Source organism: Bacillus cereus group sp. BcHK124, assembly GCF_027712065.1.
GTDB lineage: Bacteria > Bacillota > Bacilli > Bacillales > Bacillaceae_G > Bacillus_A > Bacillus_A pacificus.
Map to the genome: position 1 here is coordinate 163,153 of NZ_JAQFPJ010000009.1, position 18,535 is coordinate 181,687.

Below are 18,535 nucleotides of genomic sequence, written 5' to 3' on the forward strand. Positions count from 1 at the left end.
CTCACGCCCTTTTTAGTTCGTTAAATACGAATAAAACGCGTCAGCATCCGTGCGAATCACCGGTACAAAATTTAGTTCTTTTCCTTTTTCAGGCTGATCTTTTTTTATTTTTTCGGCTAATTCTTGAACGTTCCTATTCGTTTTATCCATATTAAGCTCATCTGCCATTTGTAATACTTTTTGTTCATTAATTTCTTTTAATACTTGATATATATCTTTACCATACAAATCAATATGATATTTTTTGGCTTCTTCCTGTACTTTTTGCTCATACACTTCTTGTGCTAACGTTTCTATCTCTTTTCCTTTTTGTGAAATCCCTAACTTCCCTGCTTCCTCTCTTACTTTCGTTCCATAGATTTCTTCCGCAATTTCCTCTATTTCTTTTCCATTTGTTGAAATACCTAATTTATCCGCTTCATCGCTAATTTTAATCGTATTAATTTGAGTAATCAAATTTACAATTGATGTGTTTTCTATTGATATGCCTAACTTTAACGCTTCTTGCTTCACTTTTGTTTCATAGATTTCTTCTGAAAGAGTTCCAACATCTTTTCCTTCAATTGAAATTCCTAGCTGCTTCGCTTCTCTTCCTACTTCCGTCTCATGGATTTCTTTTTCTAGCGTAATTTGTTCTTTCCCTGCCGTTTCAATCCCTAAATTCTCCGCCTTTTCTTCTGTATGCACAGCATGTATCTTTCCATTGTTTAATTGTTCTTTATTGCGCTGCTTGTAATCTGTCTTTCCTTTTGATGTTTCAGAAGGAGAGGCACCCCCTAATATACTTAAACTCATTACTCCAATAGTGAATACCATCATCATTTTCTTTTTCAAAATTAATTCCTCCCTCTTACACTTTCTTTTCCATCATTCCCTATTCATAATCGAAATAACACTATGATCGATGTAATCTACTCAAATACCTTTTTATAATCGCTTCTTTATAGGGCGAACTTTCCGTATACAATACATGTTAAAAATAGTTTCTTAACTTTCCCTTAAAAAAAGACGACCTTGTAAAAACAAGATCGTCTTCTCACTTATATTCTTTGGTTTTTCGGAAGAATCACTTCAAAACAAGTACCCTCTCCCCATCTGCTCTCTACTAATATTTTCCCATAATGCTTTTCTACAATCCAGTTCGCGATTGAAAGGCCTAATCCCGCTCCTTCTGACGCACTTCTCGCTTTATCCCCTTGATAAAAACGATTAAATAGTTTTGGGATATCCTCATCTTTCACTCCTATCCCATCATCTTTCACTCGTATACGAATTGAACTGTTCATTTGCGTACAATCGATTTGAATATGACCACCTTCATTCGTATACTTCATCGCATTATCTAACAATATGACCATCATTTGATGAATCCGCTCTCTATCACCCATAAAAGATACGCCACGTTCTACTTTTAATATCATTTCTTTTTCTTGATAAGAAGCAATCTCCTTATATGGAGCTACTATTTCTTCTAACAATTTATCGAGTTCAAATGTTTTCTTATCCATCTCAATTTGATTAGAATCAGAACGTGCTAGCAATAATAAATTACTAACAAGTTTCGATAACCGCCTACATTCTTTTGAAATTGTAGAAATATCCATCGCTTTTTCTTCTATGGTAGAGGATGGTGACTGGAATAAAACATCTGTTTTTGATTGAATAACTGCAAGCGGTGTCCTTAGTTCATGTGATGCATCAGAAACGAATTGCTGCTGTTTTTCCCATGAATTTTGAATGGGTACAAGTGCCCTACCAGCTAAGAAAAAGCCAATTCCTATTGCACATAAACTTCCTACGCTACAACCTATCACAAGAATTAAAAATAAAGTATGTAACATTTCTTTTTCAGCTGTTATATCCCTTGCAATTTGAATTATTTTTGCATCTTTCTGAAATGCAAATATTCTAAAATATTGTCCTTGTACTTCTATATCTTGCAAAGTTCCTAATTTCTTTGGAGAAAACTTTTCCAAATTATCTTCAAAGATAAAACGACGTTTGCCGTTTTCAATATCTATCTCCACCGTGTTTCCCATCCAAGTTAACTCAATTATCCTTGGATCCCCAATTGGAGGATATCCCCTAATTTTTTTAGGTAGTTTTTTATCATCTGCATTCTTTCTATGTTGAACGGCTTTTTCTATCGATTCATTTACTCCACTATAAATACGCTTATATGTGTAAGAATAAATGATACTACCTAATACGCCTATCAAAATGATAAATACTAATGAATTCAATATAGTCAATCGAATACGCGTCTTCTGAAACATACTTCCCTTTTTCATTGTTCTTTTAATATATATCCAATACCTCGAACGGTTTGAATATCTTTCTGATAACCGAATGGCTCTAATTTTTTACGTAAATGATGTACATACACTTCTACAATTGCCACTGTCGTATCTGAATCAAATCCCCAAACACGATCAAAAATTTGTTCACGCATTAAAATCTTTCCGCTATTTTGAACAAGGTACTCTAAAAGCTCATATTGTTTTAATGTTAGCTTCATACTTTGTCCATCTACTTGAACATCTTTATCTTTTCCGAACAGTTCAATCCCTTTATATCGAATAGTCTGCTTCGTTGTTAAACTACCACTTCGCCTTAATAAAGCACGAATTCTTGCTTTTAATTCTGGGGCCTGAAACGGCTTAACGATATAGTCATCCCCGCCAAAATCCAACCCTTTCACGCGATCTTCTAAAGAATCTCTCGCTGTCAAAAATAAGACAGGTGTTTCAATCTTTTCATCACGTATTTTTTGAATTACTTCAAAACCGTCCATTTCTGGCATCATCACATCAAGTAAAATAGCGTCATATATATTTTGTAATGCTAGAAATAATCCATCTTCTCCATTCAATGCTGTATCTACTTCAAATTCATCGCATAATATTTGGACAATGGACTCTAATAAAGAAGCATTATCTTCTACTACGAGTAAGCGCATATTCTCACCTTCCACCATATCGTTCGATTCTATTTATAATCACATTCCTGCTTTTCCTAACAAAAGAATATAATCATATTTTGTAACTTCATTTTTAATTCGTTCTACACTTTTTCTTGATACAGAATTTTAAAGATTAATTATAAAGACTCTTCCTTAAATTTACCTTAATAAAAAATTGAAAGAAATAAGATTTCCCTTATCTCTTTCAATTTTTTACTACATATACCCTTTTGCTCGGCAATTCTAAACAATTTAGCTGGCCGCCATATACAGCACCGCCATCAATTCCTATAATACGATTGCTCCCAAAATATACGCCACAATTCTCACTACCGTGAAGCGTTTTTGTTTCCGTATGACCAAATACAACAACCTTTTCACCACTATACCCACTATGAAACTCATTACGAATCCACATTAACGTATATGGTTCACATTCAGAAACCCGTTTCAATGGCTCAACACCAGCATGTACAAATATATACTTTTCTGTTTCAATGTAATGATCTAATTCCTGAATAAACTTTACATGTTCATCTAATACACGAGATTGTAAAATCTTTTTTTGGAAATTCTCCTCATTAACCACAATATCTTCTTCTACAAATCCATAGCTGTATAACGTCTTGTCTCCACCATTCCTTTTTACCCAATGGTTCCATGAACGTTCCTCATCAGTCGTTAACGCCTTAATCATCATATCTTCATGATTGCCCTTTAGAACGAAGGCTCCATCTTCTTTTAACTCTTTTACTTTTTCAATTACTGCACGCGCATTTGGACCACGATCCACATAATCTCCCAGTAAAATTAATTGATCCTGTTTTGCATCGTATTGAGCTTCTTCCAGTAACTGTTCGAACTTTTCTATTTCTCCATGAATATCACTAATAACAAGAATTCTTTTCATATTATCACCCCTCTTTCTAATTATAGTTCAAAACGACAGAAACTTCAGAATTATAGATTAAAACCGTATTTATTACAGATACAACGATTATCCTTACAACAATGTAAGTCTCTTGTCATCCAATTCGATAGTTGCGATTGCTATATTTCCTTATACTAAAAGTAAGAAATGAAACAAAAAACAAGGAGAGATGAGATATGAAAAAAGTGATGGAAGTTATGGTAGCAGTGGCAGAGGTTTTCGTAAATGGCAAACAAGTTGCAATGGAGTTAAACAAATAATGAAAAGGACAAGATTCATTCTAGACCCTTTACTCATATAAAAGAGATAAGACTTCTTCATTTTTTTGATCCCTTATCTCCTAAAGAAAGCCGTATCCTTTTTCGGATACGGCTTTCTCTTATTTTTGACTCGTACGAGCTGAAATGCTAATTGCTCTATCTGTCGCTTTGGCAGCTTCATCTAACGCTTCTTTACTATTCTTTCCGTCATACATTGCTTCTAATGCTTTTACAACTGCATCTCGTGATTCTGGGAATACACTAATTAAAGCACCTTGTGTTGCTGGAGATTGTTTCGTCGCTTGCAATTGATCTACTGTTACTTTTAACTGTGGATATTTTTCATATTGCTCTTTTACTAATGGTTCATTATATGCATCTGGATTAATAGAGAAATAGCCTGTTGCAGTATGCCATTTTGCTTGTACGTCTGGCTTCGTTAAATATTTCATAAAGTCCCAAGCACCTTGTTGTGTTTCTTCTGAAACCATATTCGTCATCCATAATGATGCTCCACCAATAACAACACCATTTTGTTTTGAATCTTCTGGGTATGGAATATATGAAACGCCTACATCAAACTTAGATGCATCAATTAAATCACGAACACCTGCTGAAGAATCTAAATACATAGCAACTTGTCCAGACTGGAACGCCGCACGAATATCATCCCAACTTGCTCCATACTTTCCTAGTGCACCAGCTTTATTTAACTCATCTAGCATCCCAAATACTTTCTGTCCTTCTTTACCATTAAATACAGCTTTCTTTGCAGCATCTTTACGACCATTTTCATTATCTACATATAAAGCGCCTTGTGTCGCTAACAACTCTTCAAAGAACCAACCATAATTCAGCATTGAAAATCCATATTGTTTTACATTTCCGCCTTCTTTAATCGTTAACTTTTTCGCTGCTTCTTGTAATTCCGCATATGTTTTTGGAGCTTTCTCTGGATCTAAGCCCGCCTTTGCGAAAGCATCTTTATTATAAATTAATACTGGTGTAGACGAATTAAATGGCATAGAATACATTTTTCCATCAACTGAATAATAATTTGTAATTGCTTTTTCTAATTTTGAAGTATCGTACTTATCTTTTTTTATCCAGCTATCAATTGGCGTAATCTTTTTGCTATCAATCATATATTTTGTTGTAATTTCACTCGACTGAACAAGAGCTGGCGCTTCTTTCGTTGCAGACATCGTTCTAAATTTCGTTAAAGACTCTTCATATGTCCCTTGGAACTCCGCCTTTATCTCGTATTTATTTTGCGACTTATTATAGTCTGCAACAAGCCCATCTAGCACACCTTGTGTTTTTCCACCCATCGCATGCCAAAAACGAATTACAGTTTTATCACCATTTTTTTCAACTGGTGCTACTTTTGCCTGCGCTTCCGGTTTTCCTTCTGTTTTACTATTTGAACAAGCTGCACTAGATAATGCCATTGTTGCTATCATTAATAGAGTAGCACCTTTTTTAACTAGACTCATTTTAATCTCACCTTCTCTTAGTTATTTAATTGCACCTTTTGTTAATCCTTGTTGTAATTGCTTTTGCCCTAAAAATAGTAGAATCAATGTCGGAATTACGATAACCGTAACACCGGCCATTACGCTTCCCCAATCAGTTGCAACTTCTTGAGACTGAAGCTGCTTCACACCAATTTGGACTGTTCTTACCTTTTCATCAGTGGTCACTAAAAGTGGCCATAAGTACATATTCCATGTTGTTAAAAAACTATATACTCCAAGCGTAATAAAACTCGTTTTACAATACGGAATTACAACGCTAAATAAAAACTTTACATTTCCAATCCCTTCAATAAAAGCAGCTTCTTTCAGTTCATTCGGAAGCGTCATAAAGTGTTGACGTAGTAAGAAAATACCGAAAGCTGTTGCAAAAAACGGCACTGTCATTCCAGCGAAGCTATTGATCCAACCAAAGTTTTGAATCGTTAAAAAGTTAGGTACCATCGTCGCTTCCCACGGAATAAGCATCGTTGAAATAAACAGGAAGAAAATAAGATTTCTTCCTTTAAACTGAAGAAAGACGAAAGCATACGCTGCTAAGCTTGATACTATAAGTTGTCCAATCATAACAACTGTCGATACAACTAAACTGTTATATAAGTATGTAAAAAGCGGTACTTTTTGAAAAATATTAATAAAATTATCAAAAGTAAATTGAGTCGGAAATAACCTTCTCATTTGAATATCGTCTGGTGTCATAAAGCTTATTAAAAATGCATAGAGTACAGGAAAAAACACCATTACTGCACTAATAATGAGCAGCATGTATAATAGGAAATTTTGTTTCCACTGTTTAACGATCATTTATAATGCACCTTTCTCTCAGCAAACTTGAATTGAAGTAATGTAACAATGAAAATGAAAATAAATAATACCATCGCTTGTGCACTTGCTGTTCCAAATTGATGATTCACAAATGCCTCTTTATAAATCGAATATACAATTAAATTCGTTGCATCATTTGGTCCACCATGCGTTAAAATATCAATTTGTCCGAAGCTTTGGAACGCACTAATTAACGTTACTGTCACGATAAAGAATAAAGTTGGTGATAGCATCGGTAATGTAACACGACGAAGCTTATATAAATAGCTAGCACCATCTATAGATGCACTTTCATATAAAGACGTATCAATGTTTTGTAAACCACCTAATATAACTAAAAATGCAAATCCTGTATTCACCCAAACCGTTGTAACTGATACAGAGAACAATGCCCAATCTGGACTCGTTAACCATGCGATTGCAGGTAGATTCATAGAGGCTAATATATTATTAAATAATCCGACACTTGGATGAAATAAAAATAGCCAAATCACCGCACTAGCAGCTACTGATATTCCCATAGTGGAAGAAAATAACACACGGAATACCCCAATACCTCTTACTTTTCCATTTGCAATCAATGCAAGAAATAAAGCGAGTATAATACTCGTAGGCACTGTATATACAACAAATAATAAAGTTGACTTTATGCTTTTGTAGAAAGCAGGATCAGAAAATAAGTATTGATAATTTTCTAAGCCAACGAAAAGATTAGCTTCTCCGTGTATATCTGTTAAATAAAAGCTATAGTAAATCGTCCTAAATAATGGATAAAAAAGAAAAATCGAGAACAATAAAATAGATGGCGCTAAAAATAATAATCCTATTCTTAACTCTTTCGTTCTACTCCATAAATTCTTCTTTTTTACCACCTTTGCTTGGGCTGGTAACTTGCCTACTTCAATCATTATTTCGCCACCACTTTCAACTCTTCTTCAGCTACCACTTTTAATCGTTCATTCGTATTTTGATGAAAGAAGCATAACTTATCTTGTGAGAATAATAATTTTACTTTGTCACCTTTGTTCAGGAGTAGCTGTCCAATGACTTTTGCACTCCAAGTTGTTCCATTTATTGCGAAGTTTAATATAGATTCGTTGCCTAATACTTCTACAGATTGTAGCGTAACTTCTTGTCCTTCCTCAGACAGGGCAATATGCTCAGGACGCATGCCTATGCGAATTATTCCTTCTGGTAATTGCTTTAACTGTCCAATAGATAAAGGAATTTGCAATTGCCCTATATGTAATACACCTTTTTCTTTGTCTACTTCTCCATCATCTATATTCATCGAAGGAGACCCTATAAAACTTGCAACAAATTCATTTGCTGGTTCGTTATAGATGTCAAGCGGTGTTCCAACTTGCTGTATACTTCCTTTATTTAAAACCATGATACGGTCCCCCATAGTCATCGCCTCTATTTGATCATGAGTAACGTAAATCATTGTAATTCCTAAACGCTGCTGAATTTCTCTAATTTCAATTCTCATTTGCGCACGTAATTTCGCGTCTAAATTCGAAAGTGGTTCATCCATTAAACAAATCGGTGCTTGGCTCACGATTGCTCTAGCAAGCGCAACACGCTGTCTTTGTCCACCTGATAATTGACCTGGTTTCATTTTCACATACTCTTTCAGCCCTACCATTTCAATAGCTTCCATTAATCTCTTTTGCCGCTCTTCTTTTTGTACTTTCCTTACCTTAAGTCCAAATAAAATATTTTCTTCTACAGATAAGTGTGGGTATAGTGCATAATTTTGAAATACCATTGATAGATTACGATCTTTCGGCTCTAAATCATTAGCAACACGTTCATTAATAATTAAATCCCCCGAAGAAATTTCTTCTAGGCCAGCGATCATTCGTAATAATGTGCTTTTCCCACATCCTGAAGGCCCAACTAAAACAAAAAACTCGCCCTTCTTAATGTGAACCGATACACCCTTAACCGCTGTCTCTTCTGCATTTTTATATACCTTTGAAACATTTTTCAATTCAATCACAAGATTGCACTCCTTTTTTCTTCTTGTATCCATACTTCATAGTGACTCGTCGAAATCGCACTCGCTCCTGCACGAATGGCAACTTCTGCATCTTCTCGCGTTTGAATCAATCCGCCTGCAATGATAGGAAATTCTATTTCCTCTGCTAACTGCTTAATAATGGAAGGCATAATACCAGGCATAATCTCTACTGCATTCGGTTTAGTCGTTTTACAATTTTCAATTGATTTTGTAAGAGATAAAGTATCGACAATAAAAATACGTTGGATCGTTTTTAATCCAATTTTATTGGCATTTCGAATTGTCGATCCTTTTGTTGAAATAATGCCTTGTGCTCCGATAACGTCTTGAATATACAAAAGTGCTTCCTCTGTATTCGTATTTAAACCTTGTATAAAATCACAATGAAGAAAGACATCATGTCCATGTTTCTGTAATTCATATACACGCTCTGGTAATTCCAGCATTGAACCCGTCATAAGAAAAACTGTTTTCGGTAATTTTTTGTATGTGTTGTATCCTTTCCAATCCTTTATCATCGCAATATAAGGTTCTTTAAACATACATTCCACCTAACTTTTCTGTTTTTATCCAAACTAAAAACACCTACTTACATAGAACACCTTTCTCCTTATTTGAACTCTAGGGAATAGAGCACACCTAAGAAAGTGGCACGTTATATGTAAGCGGGTGTTCTCAAATGTTCTCTACCCTAGTTATTTTATTACCTTTACTATATTACGCATTTATTAAGTCAGTTTTGATAGATTGTTAATTAGCCGTTAACCGAATGTTAATATTCACCATATCCCCTTAACATTAATCTAGATATAAAAATAAACCCCCAACAGTAAACCACTATCTTTAAAATTTAAGTAATATGCAAATCCATTCCATAGTTAATCAGTTTTAGTTTTCTTGCAACTGCTTGTGAAGCATAATTATCCCAAGAAGTACTATAAAGTGGAATGCGTTTATCTTCTTGTATTGATATCGCCCAGGCTGTAACAACATCAGTACCATATCCATTCCCTTGAAACTCTGCTAAAGTTTCCACACTCGCCTCAGCAGCTACAGGCGTACTCCTAGCACTGCAACATATAGAAACTACCTTTTCATTTTTTACAATTGCAAAGTAAGGTTGCCTCCACTCCATCTGTTCTATTAGATGAGGAAAATTTTCTCGTAAAAGCTCTTTATTCTTCTCTGTTATCTGTATTGTTCTAGTTGGCTTATGTAAATTATTAGAGAACATGAAAGCAGGGCCCATCCAAATATTTTTTACTGTTCTTTCTTCATTTAATACATGAATAATCTTTGCTACCTCTATATGATTTGAAGGTTCTCGAATTAAGTTCTCAATCTTACTTACCATTTCATCATCCAGATCACAATGATATCTCGTTATACTCCCTTAACGAGTTCTGCCAAGAAAAAAACGTGGTGCTTTCGGATTTCCTTGTTCATTTACATATTTCATTTTCCCTACTTGATTATGAACAAATAAAACCTCTACTTGAATTGCTATTAAATCAAGTTCTGAGAGCCTCATTTATATCCTCCTTAGTTACTTCATATACCATTTACAATCTATTTTTCATGCTCAAAATAAAAATCCCATTTACATACACATTACTGAATCCATCATGCTAACTGATTTCTTCATTCTGTCTATCTAAATGGGATTATTTTTCGTTTTTTATTCTACTGGTTGTTGTGGCTGTACTACTTCATTCGCTCCAGCTGCCCTCAACATATTTGCAATATCTTTAAAACCTCTTTTTTCAGCATATTGCAGTGGCGTAATATTTTCCTTATTGGCCATATTTACATCTGCCCCGTGGTCAATAAGCATTTGAATTACTTTCTTATGGTTTTCACTACCATTTCCTAATACGATTGCTTCTACTAAAGCTGTTCCACCACGAGCATTTTTATAATTCACATCAATATCTGTATGCTCTAACAATTCTTTTACGACCTCTACATGGCCACGCTCAGATGCAGAAATAAGTGCTGTTCCACCTGACTTAGTCGTTTCTTTCGTATTAACTCCTGCATTAATTAATACTTTTACAATATCCGTATAGCCTTCTCTACTTGCATAAAGAAGTGGATTGCTTTGTTTCTCATCTTTAATTTCAATATTAGCCCCTGCACCAATTAATGCTTTCACTGTCTCTACATGATTTTGGTACGTTGCTGCAAGGACAGGTGTTTCTCCGTTGTCACCTTCTACATTTATATTCGCTCCATCTTGGATCAACTTCATAGCTGTTTCTGTGTCTCCAAGAGTTGCAGAAAGTAGCAACTGTTTGTCCATTAAATTTATACTTTTTTCTTCTTTAGATTCTTCCTGTTCTTTATGCTTCTCTTTTTTCTTTTCGTTTTTCACATGAACCGGTTTCGATTCTGGCTCTTCTTGCTTATCGCAAGCCACTACCGTCATTAAAAGTCCTAATAACATACATAATAAAATTTTTTGTTTTCTCACAACTACAGCTCCTATGAAAGATAATGTTTTCTTAACCATTCCTCCATCACATACAATAACTCTTCTTGAGTACATTTATCCATAAGCCCTTTATATTCCTTCTTTAATCGGATTATCTAAACTTATATTAGCGAAGCAATTAGTTTAGCACGATTTTACCGCATTTGTATACATTTCTAAAAAGTACATAAAGTTCAACTAATAATCAGTGGGGGTTTTCTTCATCCCCACTGATTATTAGTTGAACCAATCGGGCTTTTATGGGCAGCCCGCCCCCCACCTAACTTCTTTGCTTTCACTGCATTTTGAGGTGGGGGTCTTACTGCCCATTAAAGCGGGATAAATGATTGCTTTAGGTTACTATATTCCATTGTAACCGTTCTTCTAAAAATTTTACACCTTTTCTATATTTGCACCTGAATAATACTAGAAAAAGACAACTATATAGTTGTCTTTTTCTAGTATTAATGATGCGCACCGTGATTTCCCTTTTTCGGGTTCCCCATCATTTCTTTATTCATTTCCCATTTATGCTCTGCTAGCTCTTTATACGAAAGAATTTTCCCCTTATAGTTAGATACAAAGCTCTCTGCATCTTTTTTGTTTTTAAATGAAATGACATTATAAGCCATTGGTGTTGTAATTGTTTTATCATATACATAAGTAGCGTCTTCTAACGAAACCCAATCTTTCGAATCATAATCTCGAACAAATTTTTCTTTCGTCTTTTCACCTGGATTAATCTCCATCCATTTATACATACAACCGATATCATCAAACTTTAATGCTTTTCCATTTTCTAAAATGATTTGTGTTGCAAATTGATTATCCATTACCCCAATTTGGCAAATATCACACTTATCATGTTTCTCATCAATTGCCACAGCCTCTGCTTGTTTCTTACCACATCCTACAATTGTAAAGACAAAGAATAAGCATATAGCAAGCATCACATACTTTGTTCTCATTCTATTTCCTCCCTAACCGTATCTTCTACAAGGAGCATATCAAAAACTTGTGTGCGATTTGTGAAAAAACAATGTGTCTTTTGTAATATATAGAACAAAAAAGATGTGTAGTCCTCTCTACACACCTCTCATCATTCACAACCTGTAATTAATAAATCATCTTCCAACCTAACTAATAATGTACCTGTATGAATTTGCTGCCCAACAACTACATTTACTAATCTTATATTTCCACTGATGCCGACTGCAATCTTTTCAAGTTCACCGTTATTTTTTCGGATCATCATTAATTTTTCCCACTCATATACGTAAGAAGATTCATTAACAAAAATCTCTTCTACTTTTCCTTCATAAGAACTACAAATCTCTTCCATTCTTGTTTTCATATAAAATCTACTCCCTATTTCACACTTCAATATTTTCATCTTATTCTACCATTCTTATGGAGAGCAGCTTATTTTTAAAAAATTCAAATTAACTACCGTGAACAAAATGACCAAAATAAAAATTATGCTTCTAATGATGTTATTTTTCAAATTATTTACCATTCAAATAGATACTTTTATGATAAACAAAAAAACCTTTTTCTGAATTTTTATTTTATTTTGAAAGCGTAATCATTTTGAGGGGGAGATTACATGTTAGCACTACTTGGATTTGCGATGGTATTTGTCTTTATGTTTTTAATTATGACGAAACGTATGTCAGCACTAGTAGCATTAATATTAATTCCAATTACGTTCGCATTAATTGGAGGCTTTTATGCAAACATGGGACCTATGATGTTAGAAGGAATTCAAAAACTAGCACCTACTGGTATTATGCTTATGTTTGCCATTTTATATTTTGGAATTATGATTGATAGCGGTTTATTCGATCCTGTCATTAGTAGGATTTTGAAATTTGTGAAAGGAGATCCTTTAAAAATTGTTGTTGGCACAGCAATTCTTACAATTATCGTTTCATTAGATGGGGATGGAACGACAACGTATATGATTACTGTTTCCGCAATGTACCCACTATATAAACGCCTTGGAATGAATCCACTTATATTAGCTGGGGTTGTTATGTTAGGTGCAGGCGTGACAAATCTTACACCGTGGGGTGGACCGACAGCTCGTGTTATGAGTGCACTTGGACTAGACGCATCAGAGCTCTTTACACCACTTATACCAGGAATGATTGCTGGTGCACTTTGGGTAGTTTTCGTTGCTTACTATCTTGGAAAAAAAGAAAGAAAGCGTTTAGGAATTATGGATGTACAATATTTAAAACAAATGCAAACGATGGATGAGCAAGCTGCAACAGTAGAAGCTGCTGTTCATAAGCGCCCTAAACTTCTATGGATTAACTTTTTATTAACTGCTACCTTACTTGTCTGTCTCATACTAGAAGTTATGCCGTTACCTGTTTTATTTACAATCGCTTTCGCTATTGCTGTTATGATTAACTATCCGAACTTAGAGCAACAGAAAGAGCGTATTGCTTCTCACGCAGGAAACGTATTAGCGGTTGTTTCTCTCGTATTTGCCGCTGGGATTTTCACTGGGATTTTATCAGGAACAAAAATGGTAGATGCAATGGCTAAAAGTGTAGTAACTCTTATACCAGACGCTCTTGGACCACAACTACCAATTATTACAGCTCTTCTTAGTATGCCATTCACATTTTTCATGTCCAATGATGCATTTTATTTCGGTGTACTACCTATTTTAACGAAAGCTGCTGCCACTTACGGAATTAGTGCAGCTGAAATGGGACGCGCTTCCTTACTCGGGCAACCTGTTCACTTATTAAGCCCTCTTGTTGCATCCACTTATTTATTAGTCGGAATGGCTAAAGTTGATTTTGGTGAACATCAACGCTTCACTTTATTGTGGGCAGTTGGAACGACAATGGTCATGTTGATTACTGGAATTGTAATTGGGATTATTCCGATATAAAATAAAAAACAGTAGCGGACATATATCCTCTACTGTTTTTTATTATGAAGAAACAAGAAAATATCTTCTCTCTGGTCTCCCCACACTTCCATATATAAGCTCTGCATGAACTTTTTTCCCAGATATTAAATACTCTAAATAGCGCCTTGCTGTTGACCTACTTACTCCGACCATTGAGCTTAGCACTTCCGCAGTAATACCTTTTTCCTTTACTGTTAACATATGCTTTTTTATTTTTGCTAAAGTTAAGGGGTCTATACCTTTCGGCGCATATTCTATTTCATTTCCCTTTACACCCCTTTGAGACCATAAATGTTCAATTTGTTCTATAGATAACTGATTATTTTTCTTTAACTGTACAAGCTTTTTTTTATAATTTTCCAAACTTGTCTTAAATCGATCAAACATAAGTGGTTTTACGATATAATCTGTTACTCCGCCTCGCAGGGCGTGCCTCACTATATCTGTTTCCGATGCAGCTGTAATCATAATAATATCTGTATCATGTAAATTATGCCTAATATATGTGACAAGTTCCGTTCCTTGCATATCAGGTAAGTACACGTCTAATAAAACAAGCTGTGGCTTCACAAGATCTAACCATTCTTTCGCTTGTTCCCCAGTCGTCGCTGTTCCAATTACTTTAAATCCCTCAATCTTTCCAGTAAAACGCCGATGAATATCTGCAATTCGAATATCATCTTCTACAATCAATACTTCAATCTCCTCACCCATTACAACTCGCCTCTCTCTTTCGGTAATGCAATAATAAACAATGCACCACCTAAATCCCCTTTTTCGATTGCGATACTTCCATTTAAATCTTCTACTAACTCTTTCACTTTTGCTAATCCATACCCTCGCTTCTCGCCTTCTTTCGTCGAGAAGCCTTTATAGAATATGCTAGTAATGACCTCATCATGAATCCCTTGTCCTGAGTCTTCCACTTCAATTACTATTTCTTCTCCGATATCAGTTACAAACATTCTTACTTTCTTATTATGTTCTTCATTTCTTTCAATCGCTTCAAATGCATTCGTAATTAAATTTCCTAAAATAGAAACGACATAATTACTCTCAATATGCGGGCTTAATTTGTCTAAGCTACTCTCTCTGTCTAGCATAAAATCAATCTTCAACTCTCTTGCTCTATTATAGAATCCAATTAAAATCCCACCTAACCATGGATTTTGAATTCGCTTCATAATAAATTGAACAAAATCTTGATAGACCGCCGTTTCCTTATGAATAAGCTCTAAAGCATCTTCATATGATTCTAACTGGATAAGTCCTGAAAGCGTATACAATAAGTTATTATATTCATGCGTTTGCGCTCTTAATGCCTCTGTATATTGCTTCGTCTGAGATAATTCTGCTGTTAACTGATCCATTTCAGATTTCAAACGTAAGCTCGATACAACACCAGTTACTTTATTCTTTACTTTAATAGGTAGACGATTCGCAATAACAGCCTGCCCTTTTATATTTAATTGACGATCAAACTGTTCTTCCCCAGTTTGAAGTACATCTAGTATCGTTGAATTAGGAATTACATCTAAAATAAATTCTCCAATAATATTTCGTTGTTCATCTAATGAAAGAATGTCATAAGCTGCTTGATTGACTAATCTAATCATCCCATTTTGATCAATAACAATAATCCCTTCACGTACAGATTGAATCACTGTACTATGCTCTTCATATAAAGATGAAATTTCTTCTGGCTCCATACCAAACATCATTCTTTTTATACTGCCTGCTAAATATATAGAACCAATTATCCCAATTAAAAGACCTGCTATTGTAATCCAAAATACACGCTTTCCATACACTTCTACTGCACCATGAATATCGTCCATTGAAAATCCAACAGACACCACGCCAATAATTTCATTTTCCTGATTACGGATTGGAACTTTTCCGCGTAATGAAGGGCCTAATGATCCAGTTGCTCTCGAAACATAAGATTTCCCTTCTAATAGAACCCCTTCGTTATCTCCACCAACCATTGCTTCTCCTATTTTATCTCGCTTAGGGTGTGCATATCGAATCCCCTCTTTATTTCCAACTACAATAAAATCAGCATCTGTATCAATTCGAATTTTTTCTGCAATCGGCTGAATGACAGAAGCTGGATTTTCTTTTTGAAAAGCTTCCTTTATTTCTGGTATAGCAGCAACTGTTTTCGCAACATGCAAAGCCCGTTTCCCAATTTGCTCTTCTACCGTTTTAGATAATATGTAATAAAATAAATAACTCGTTAACAGAAGTACAACTAAAATTAGTGTACTAATAGTTAATGTAATTCTCGGTTGTAGTTTTAATTTTTTTAATTTCAAAACCATTCCCCTAACATGATTAAAGATAGAATTTAAAGAATATACAGTCTCTTTAATTATACTTAATCATAACATGGTTACTCTATATTTCTTTCTTTTTCTCTTCATAAAAAAAGAAACGAAGTAAAATTATTACCTCGTTTCTTAACATTCGTTATTACACTTTAAACTTACCAATCATCTCTTGTAATTCTTCTGCCATTTGTGATAAATGGACTGCTGCTGCATTTATTTCATCTACCGAAGCTAATTGTTCTTCAGATGAACCAGCAATATTTTGAACGCTTGCTGCATTTTCTTCAATCGTAGCTGCAATTTCATTAATAGATGCACTTACTTGTCTTGCATCTACCGTCATTTGCTTCGCTACATCTACCATGTTATCAATTTGTTCAACTGTATCACCCGTGGATTTCAATATTTCAGCAAAGCTTTGCTTCGTTTCATTTGCAACTACAAGTCCTGATTGTACTTCTGTCCCAACTTGCTTCATAGAACTTACCGTTTCTTTTATATCAAATTGGATCTCTTTCACTAGTTTTCCAATTTCCGTAGAAGACTGTCCTGATTGCTCAGCTAATTTTCGTACTTCATCTGCTACAATTGCAAATCCTCTTCCTTGCTCACCAGCTCTCGCAGCCTCAATTGCCGCATTTAACGCTAACAAATTTGTCTGCTCTGCAATATGTTGAATCACCTCAAGAATTGCTCCAATTTGTTTTGATTTATCATCTAACAAAACAATAACTTTATCTGATTGTGAAACAGACTCATGGATTAATTGCATTTGATTCACAGTTTGTTCAACTAACTTCCCACCATCTTCAGCCTTTTTCTTCGTATACATAGATGCTGTGGATACTAATGAAGAACTATCTGCAACACGCTGAATTCCTTCTGTAACTTCTTCTAATAATGTTGCGCCTTCTTCAACTTCTTTCGTTTGTATTTCAGCCCCACTCGACACTTGCTCTATTGCTTGTGTAATTTGTTCCGTCGCTTCACTTGTCTGCTTCATACTAGCTGTTAATTCTTCTGAAGATGCCGCCACGTGACTTGCTGAAGTATTTATATTGGAAATGACCTGATGTAATGATGCCGCCATCTCATTAAAACTTTCTCCTAGCTGTCCAATTTCATCTTTAGAATGAACTGTAATTGTTTCTGTTAAATCGCCTTCACTAATCTTTTTCGATGATATAACAAGTTGTTTTAACGGACTAATGATAGAAGCAATTATGAAGTAAATTAAAATCCCACCAATTATTAATGAAATACCAATAACAGTTAGCGTTTTATAGAAAATAGGATTAGCTGCTTCAATAATTTCTTTTGAAGGCATAATTCCTGCTATTTTCCATCCAGTCTGCTTATTTGTTATAAAGGTAATATTGCGATCATCACCATCGAGTTTGAATTTAAAATCACCTGTTTCCTGTTTGTACAATTCCTTCTCAAGTTTTTCTTCTATTTTGTCACCTGGCTTCATCGTCGGATGTGCTATTACATATTTAGATTGGTCGAAGATTGCTACATATCCTTTTTTGCCGATATTGACCATTTTTGAAGTATTTACAATGCCATTAATAATTAAATCAATACCGAGAACACCGCTCTTATCCTCATTTTGTTTTGCTATTGTAATAACAATATTCCCTGTTGTACTTGACTTATATGGGGCTGTGATAACCACTTCTCCGCTTTTTTTCGCTGCTTCTTTATACCAATCTCTTTCGGTAGGATTGTATCCATCTGGCATTTGAATAGACGGTGATTGAATAAATTGTCCCGTACTAGATCCCGTATAAATTGCTTCTATTTCTGGATGTAATTTATTATATTCTTCTAATTTATTTTGCACATTTTGGAGCTGATCAGTTCCGTAACTTACTCCGTTAAATAACTTTGTAAAATATACTGCGTCTACCTTTTTACTGTCTATCTCTTTATTAATAACATTATTTAAAATCTTTACGTTATCTTCCGCTGATTGTAAAATTGTTTCATTAAAATTTGTCTTCGCTTGTTGATAAGACGTCCAACCAATTACAATACTTGGAAGAACTAAAATGATAACAAATGACACAAGTAACTTTGCTTTTAAACTACTTCTCCTTAATTTCCCTTGAAGCATATTTCTACCCCTCCATACCGTTTTAAATGTAATTACCTTACATTTAATTTCTTTATATAAATTATACGATTAAAATGTATCAACTCTTTATCTCTTTTTCTATTAAAGAATTAATACATACCTTTTTCATTCTATATAA

At 34.6% G+C, this 18,535-nt stretch carries 16 protein-coding genes and 2 pseudogenes; 1 reads left to right on the forward strand and 17 read right to left on the reverse strand.

Translation table 11 applies throughout. The features are described 5' to 3' along the window. Positions 1–12 precede the first annotated feature (12 nt). The 13 genes and pseudogenes from PDK19_RS16025 to PDK19_RS16085 form a co-directional block, all read right to left on the reverse strand. A complete protein-coding gene (locus tag PDK19_RS16025; protein WP_014893329.1) occupies positions 13–834 on the reverse strand; it encodes a hypothetical protein in 822 nt (273 codons plus the stop codon). 206 nt (positions 835–1,040) lie between these two features. Continuing rightward, positions 1,041–2,291 carry a sensor histidine kinase gene (locus PDK19_RS16030; protein ID WP_014893330.1) on the reverse strand — a complete coding sequence of 417 codons (1,251 nt, stop codon included), beginning with the start codon at positions 2,289–2,291 and terminating at the stop codon, positions 1,041–1,043. Beyond that, the gene (locus PDK19_RS16035) at positions 2,288–2,959 is read right to left on the reverse strand and encodes a response regulator transcription factor (RefSeq protein WP_001238610.1); all 672 of its coding nucleotides are present in this window, start codon (positions 2,957–2,959) and stop codon (positions 2,288–2,290) included. The genes PDK19_RS16030 and PDK19_RS16035 overlap by 4 nt, the downstream gene beginning before the upstream one ends. 208 nt (positions 2,960–3,167) lie before the next feature. Next, positions 3,168–3,872, reverse strand: a complete 705-nt coding sequence (locus PDK19_RS16040) for a metallophosphoesterase family protein (RefSeq protein ID WP_000821960.1) — start codon at positions 3,870–3,872, stop codon at positions 3,168–3,170. 400 nt (positions 3,873–4,272) lie between these two features. Next, on the reverse strand, positions 4,273–5,649 hold the full coding sequence (locus tag PDK19_RS16045) for an ABC transporter substrate-binding protein (protein ID WP_074615340.1): 1,377 nt from the start codon (positions 5,647–5,649) through the stop codon (positions 4,273–4,275). Between the two features lie 21 nt (positions 5,650–5,670). Further along, positions 5,671–6,492, reverse strand: coding sequence for a carbohydrate ABC transporter permease (locus PDK19_RS16050; protein WP_000635951.1), 822 nt, complete (start codon positions 6,490–6,492; stop codon positions 5,671–5,673). Continuing rightward, complete coding sequence (locus PDK19_RS16055) at positions 6,489–7,421, reverse strand: carbohydrate ABC transporter permease (RefSeq protein ID WP_074568139.1); 933 nt, start codon at positions 7,419–7,421, stop codon at positions 6,489–6,491. The genes PDK19_RS16050 and PDK19_RS16055 overlap by 4 nt, the downstream gene beginning before the upstream one ends. Further along, a complete protein-coding gene (locus PDK19_RS16060) occupies positions 7,421–8,518 on the reverse strand; it encodes an ABC transporter ATP-binding protein (RefSeq protein WP_124878378.1) in 1,098 nt (365 codons plus the stop codon). Before PDK19_RS16060 ends, PDK19_RS16055 begins: the two co-directional genes overlap by 1 nt. Next, positions 8,515–9,081, reverse strand: a complete 567-nt coding sequence (locus tag PDK19_RS16065) for a glycerol-3-phosphate responsive antiterminator (protein ID WP_000472010.1) — start codon at positions 9,079–9,081, stop codon at positions 8,515–8,517. The genes PDK19_RS16060 and PDK19_RS16065 overlap by 4 nt, the downstream gene beginning before the upstream one ends. A gap of 308 nt (positions 9,082–9,389) precedes the next feature. Then, positions 9,390–10,070, reverse strand: a pseudogene (locus tag PDK19_RS16070) (GNAT family N-acetyltransferase). A gap of 147 nt (positions 10,071–10,217) precedes the next feature. Next, positions 10,218–11,087: an ankyrin repeat domain-containing protein gene (locus PDK19_RS16075; RefSeq protein WP_000287347.1), complete on the reverse strand. Its 870-nt coding sequence runs from the start codon at positions 11,085–11,087 to the stop codon at positions 10,218–10,220. 389 nt (positions 11,088–11,476) lie between these two features. Further along, positions 11,477–11,980, reverse strand: coding sequence for a nitrous oxide reductase accessory protein NosL (locus tag PDK19_RS16080; RefSeq protein WP_014893332.1), 504 nt, complete (start codon positions 11,978–11,980; stop codon positions 11,477–11,479). A gap of 131 nt (positions 11,981–12,111) precedes the next feature. Next, a complete protein-coding gene (locus PDK19_RS16085; protein WP_049111086.1) occupies positions 12,112–12,366 on the reverse strand; it encodes a biotin/lipoyl-binding protein in 255 nt (84 codons plus the stop codon). 252 nt (positions 12,367–12,618) lie between these two features. On the opposite strand from PDK19_RS16085, the gene PDK19_RS16090 reads away from it, so the two are divergent. Further along, complete coding sequence (locus PDK19_RS16090) at positions 12,619–13,923, forward strand: CitMHS family transporter (RefSeq protein ID WP_000880457.1); 1,305 nt, start codon at positions 12,619–12,621, stop codon at positions 13,921–13,923. 42 nt (positions 13,924–13,965) lie between these two features. Here the strand turns inward: PDK19_RS16090 and PDK19_RS16095 are convergent, their stop codons facing one another. The 4 genes and pseudogenes from PDK19_RS16095 to PDK19_RS27455 all read right to left on the reverse strand — a co-directional run. Then, complete coding sequence (locus PDK19_RS16095) at positions 13,966–14,658, reverse strand: response regulator (RefSeq protein WP_074615341.1); 693 nt, start codon at positions 14,656–14,658, stop codon at positions 13,966–13,968. Next, entirely contained in the window at positions 14,658–16,268 is a 1,611-nt protein-coding gene (locus tag PDK19_RS16100; protein ID WP_073530756.1) for an ATP-binding protein, read from the reverse strand. The genes PDK19_RS16095 and PDK19_RS16100 overlap by 1 nt, the downstream gene beginning before the upstream one ends. A 151-nt stretch (positions 16,269–16,419) precedes the next feature. Then, positions 16,420–17,367, reverse strand: a complete 948-nt coding sequence (locus tag PDK19_RS27450) for a methyl-accepting chemotaxis protein (protein WP_370530094.1) — start codon at positions 17,365–17,367, stop codon at positions 16,420–16,422. Then, positions 17,359–18,396, reverse strand: a pseudogene (locus PDK19_RS27455) (HAMP domain-containing protein); the annotation flags it as partial. The gene PDK19_RS27450 and the pseudogene PDK19_RS27455, both read right to left, overlap by 9 nt. Positions 18,397–18,535 lie beyond the last annotated feature (139 nt).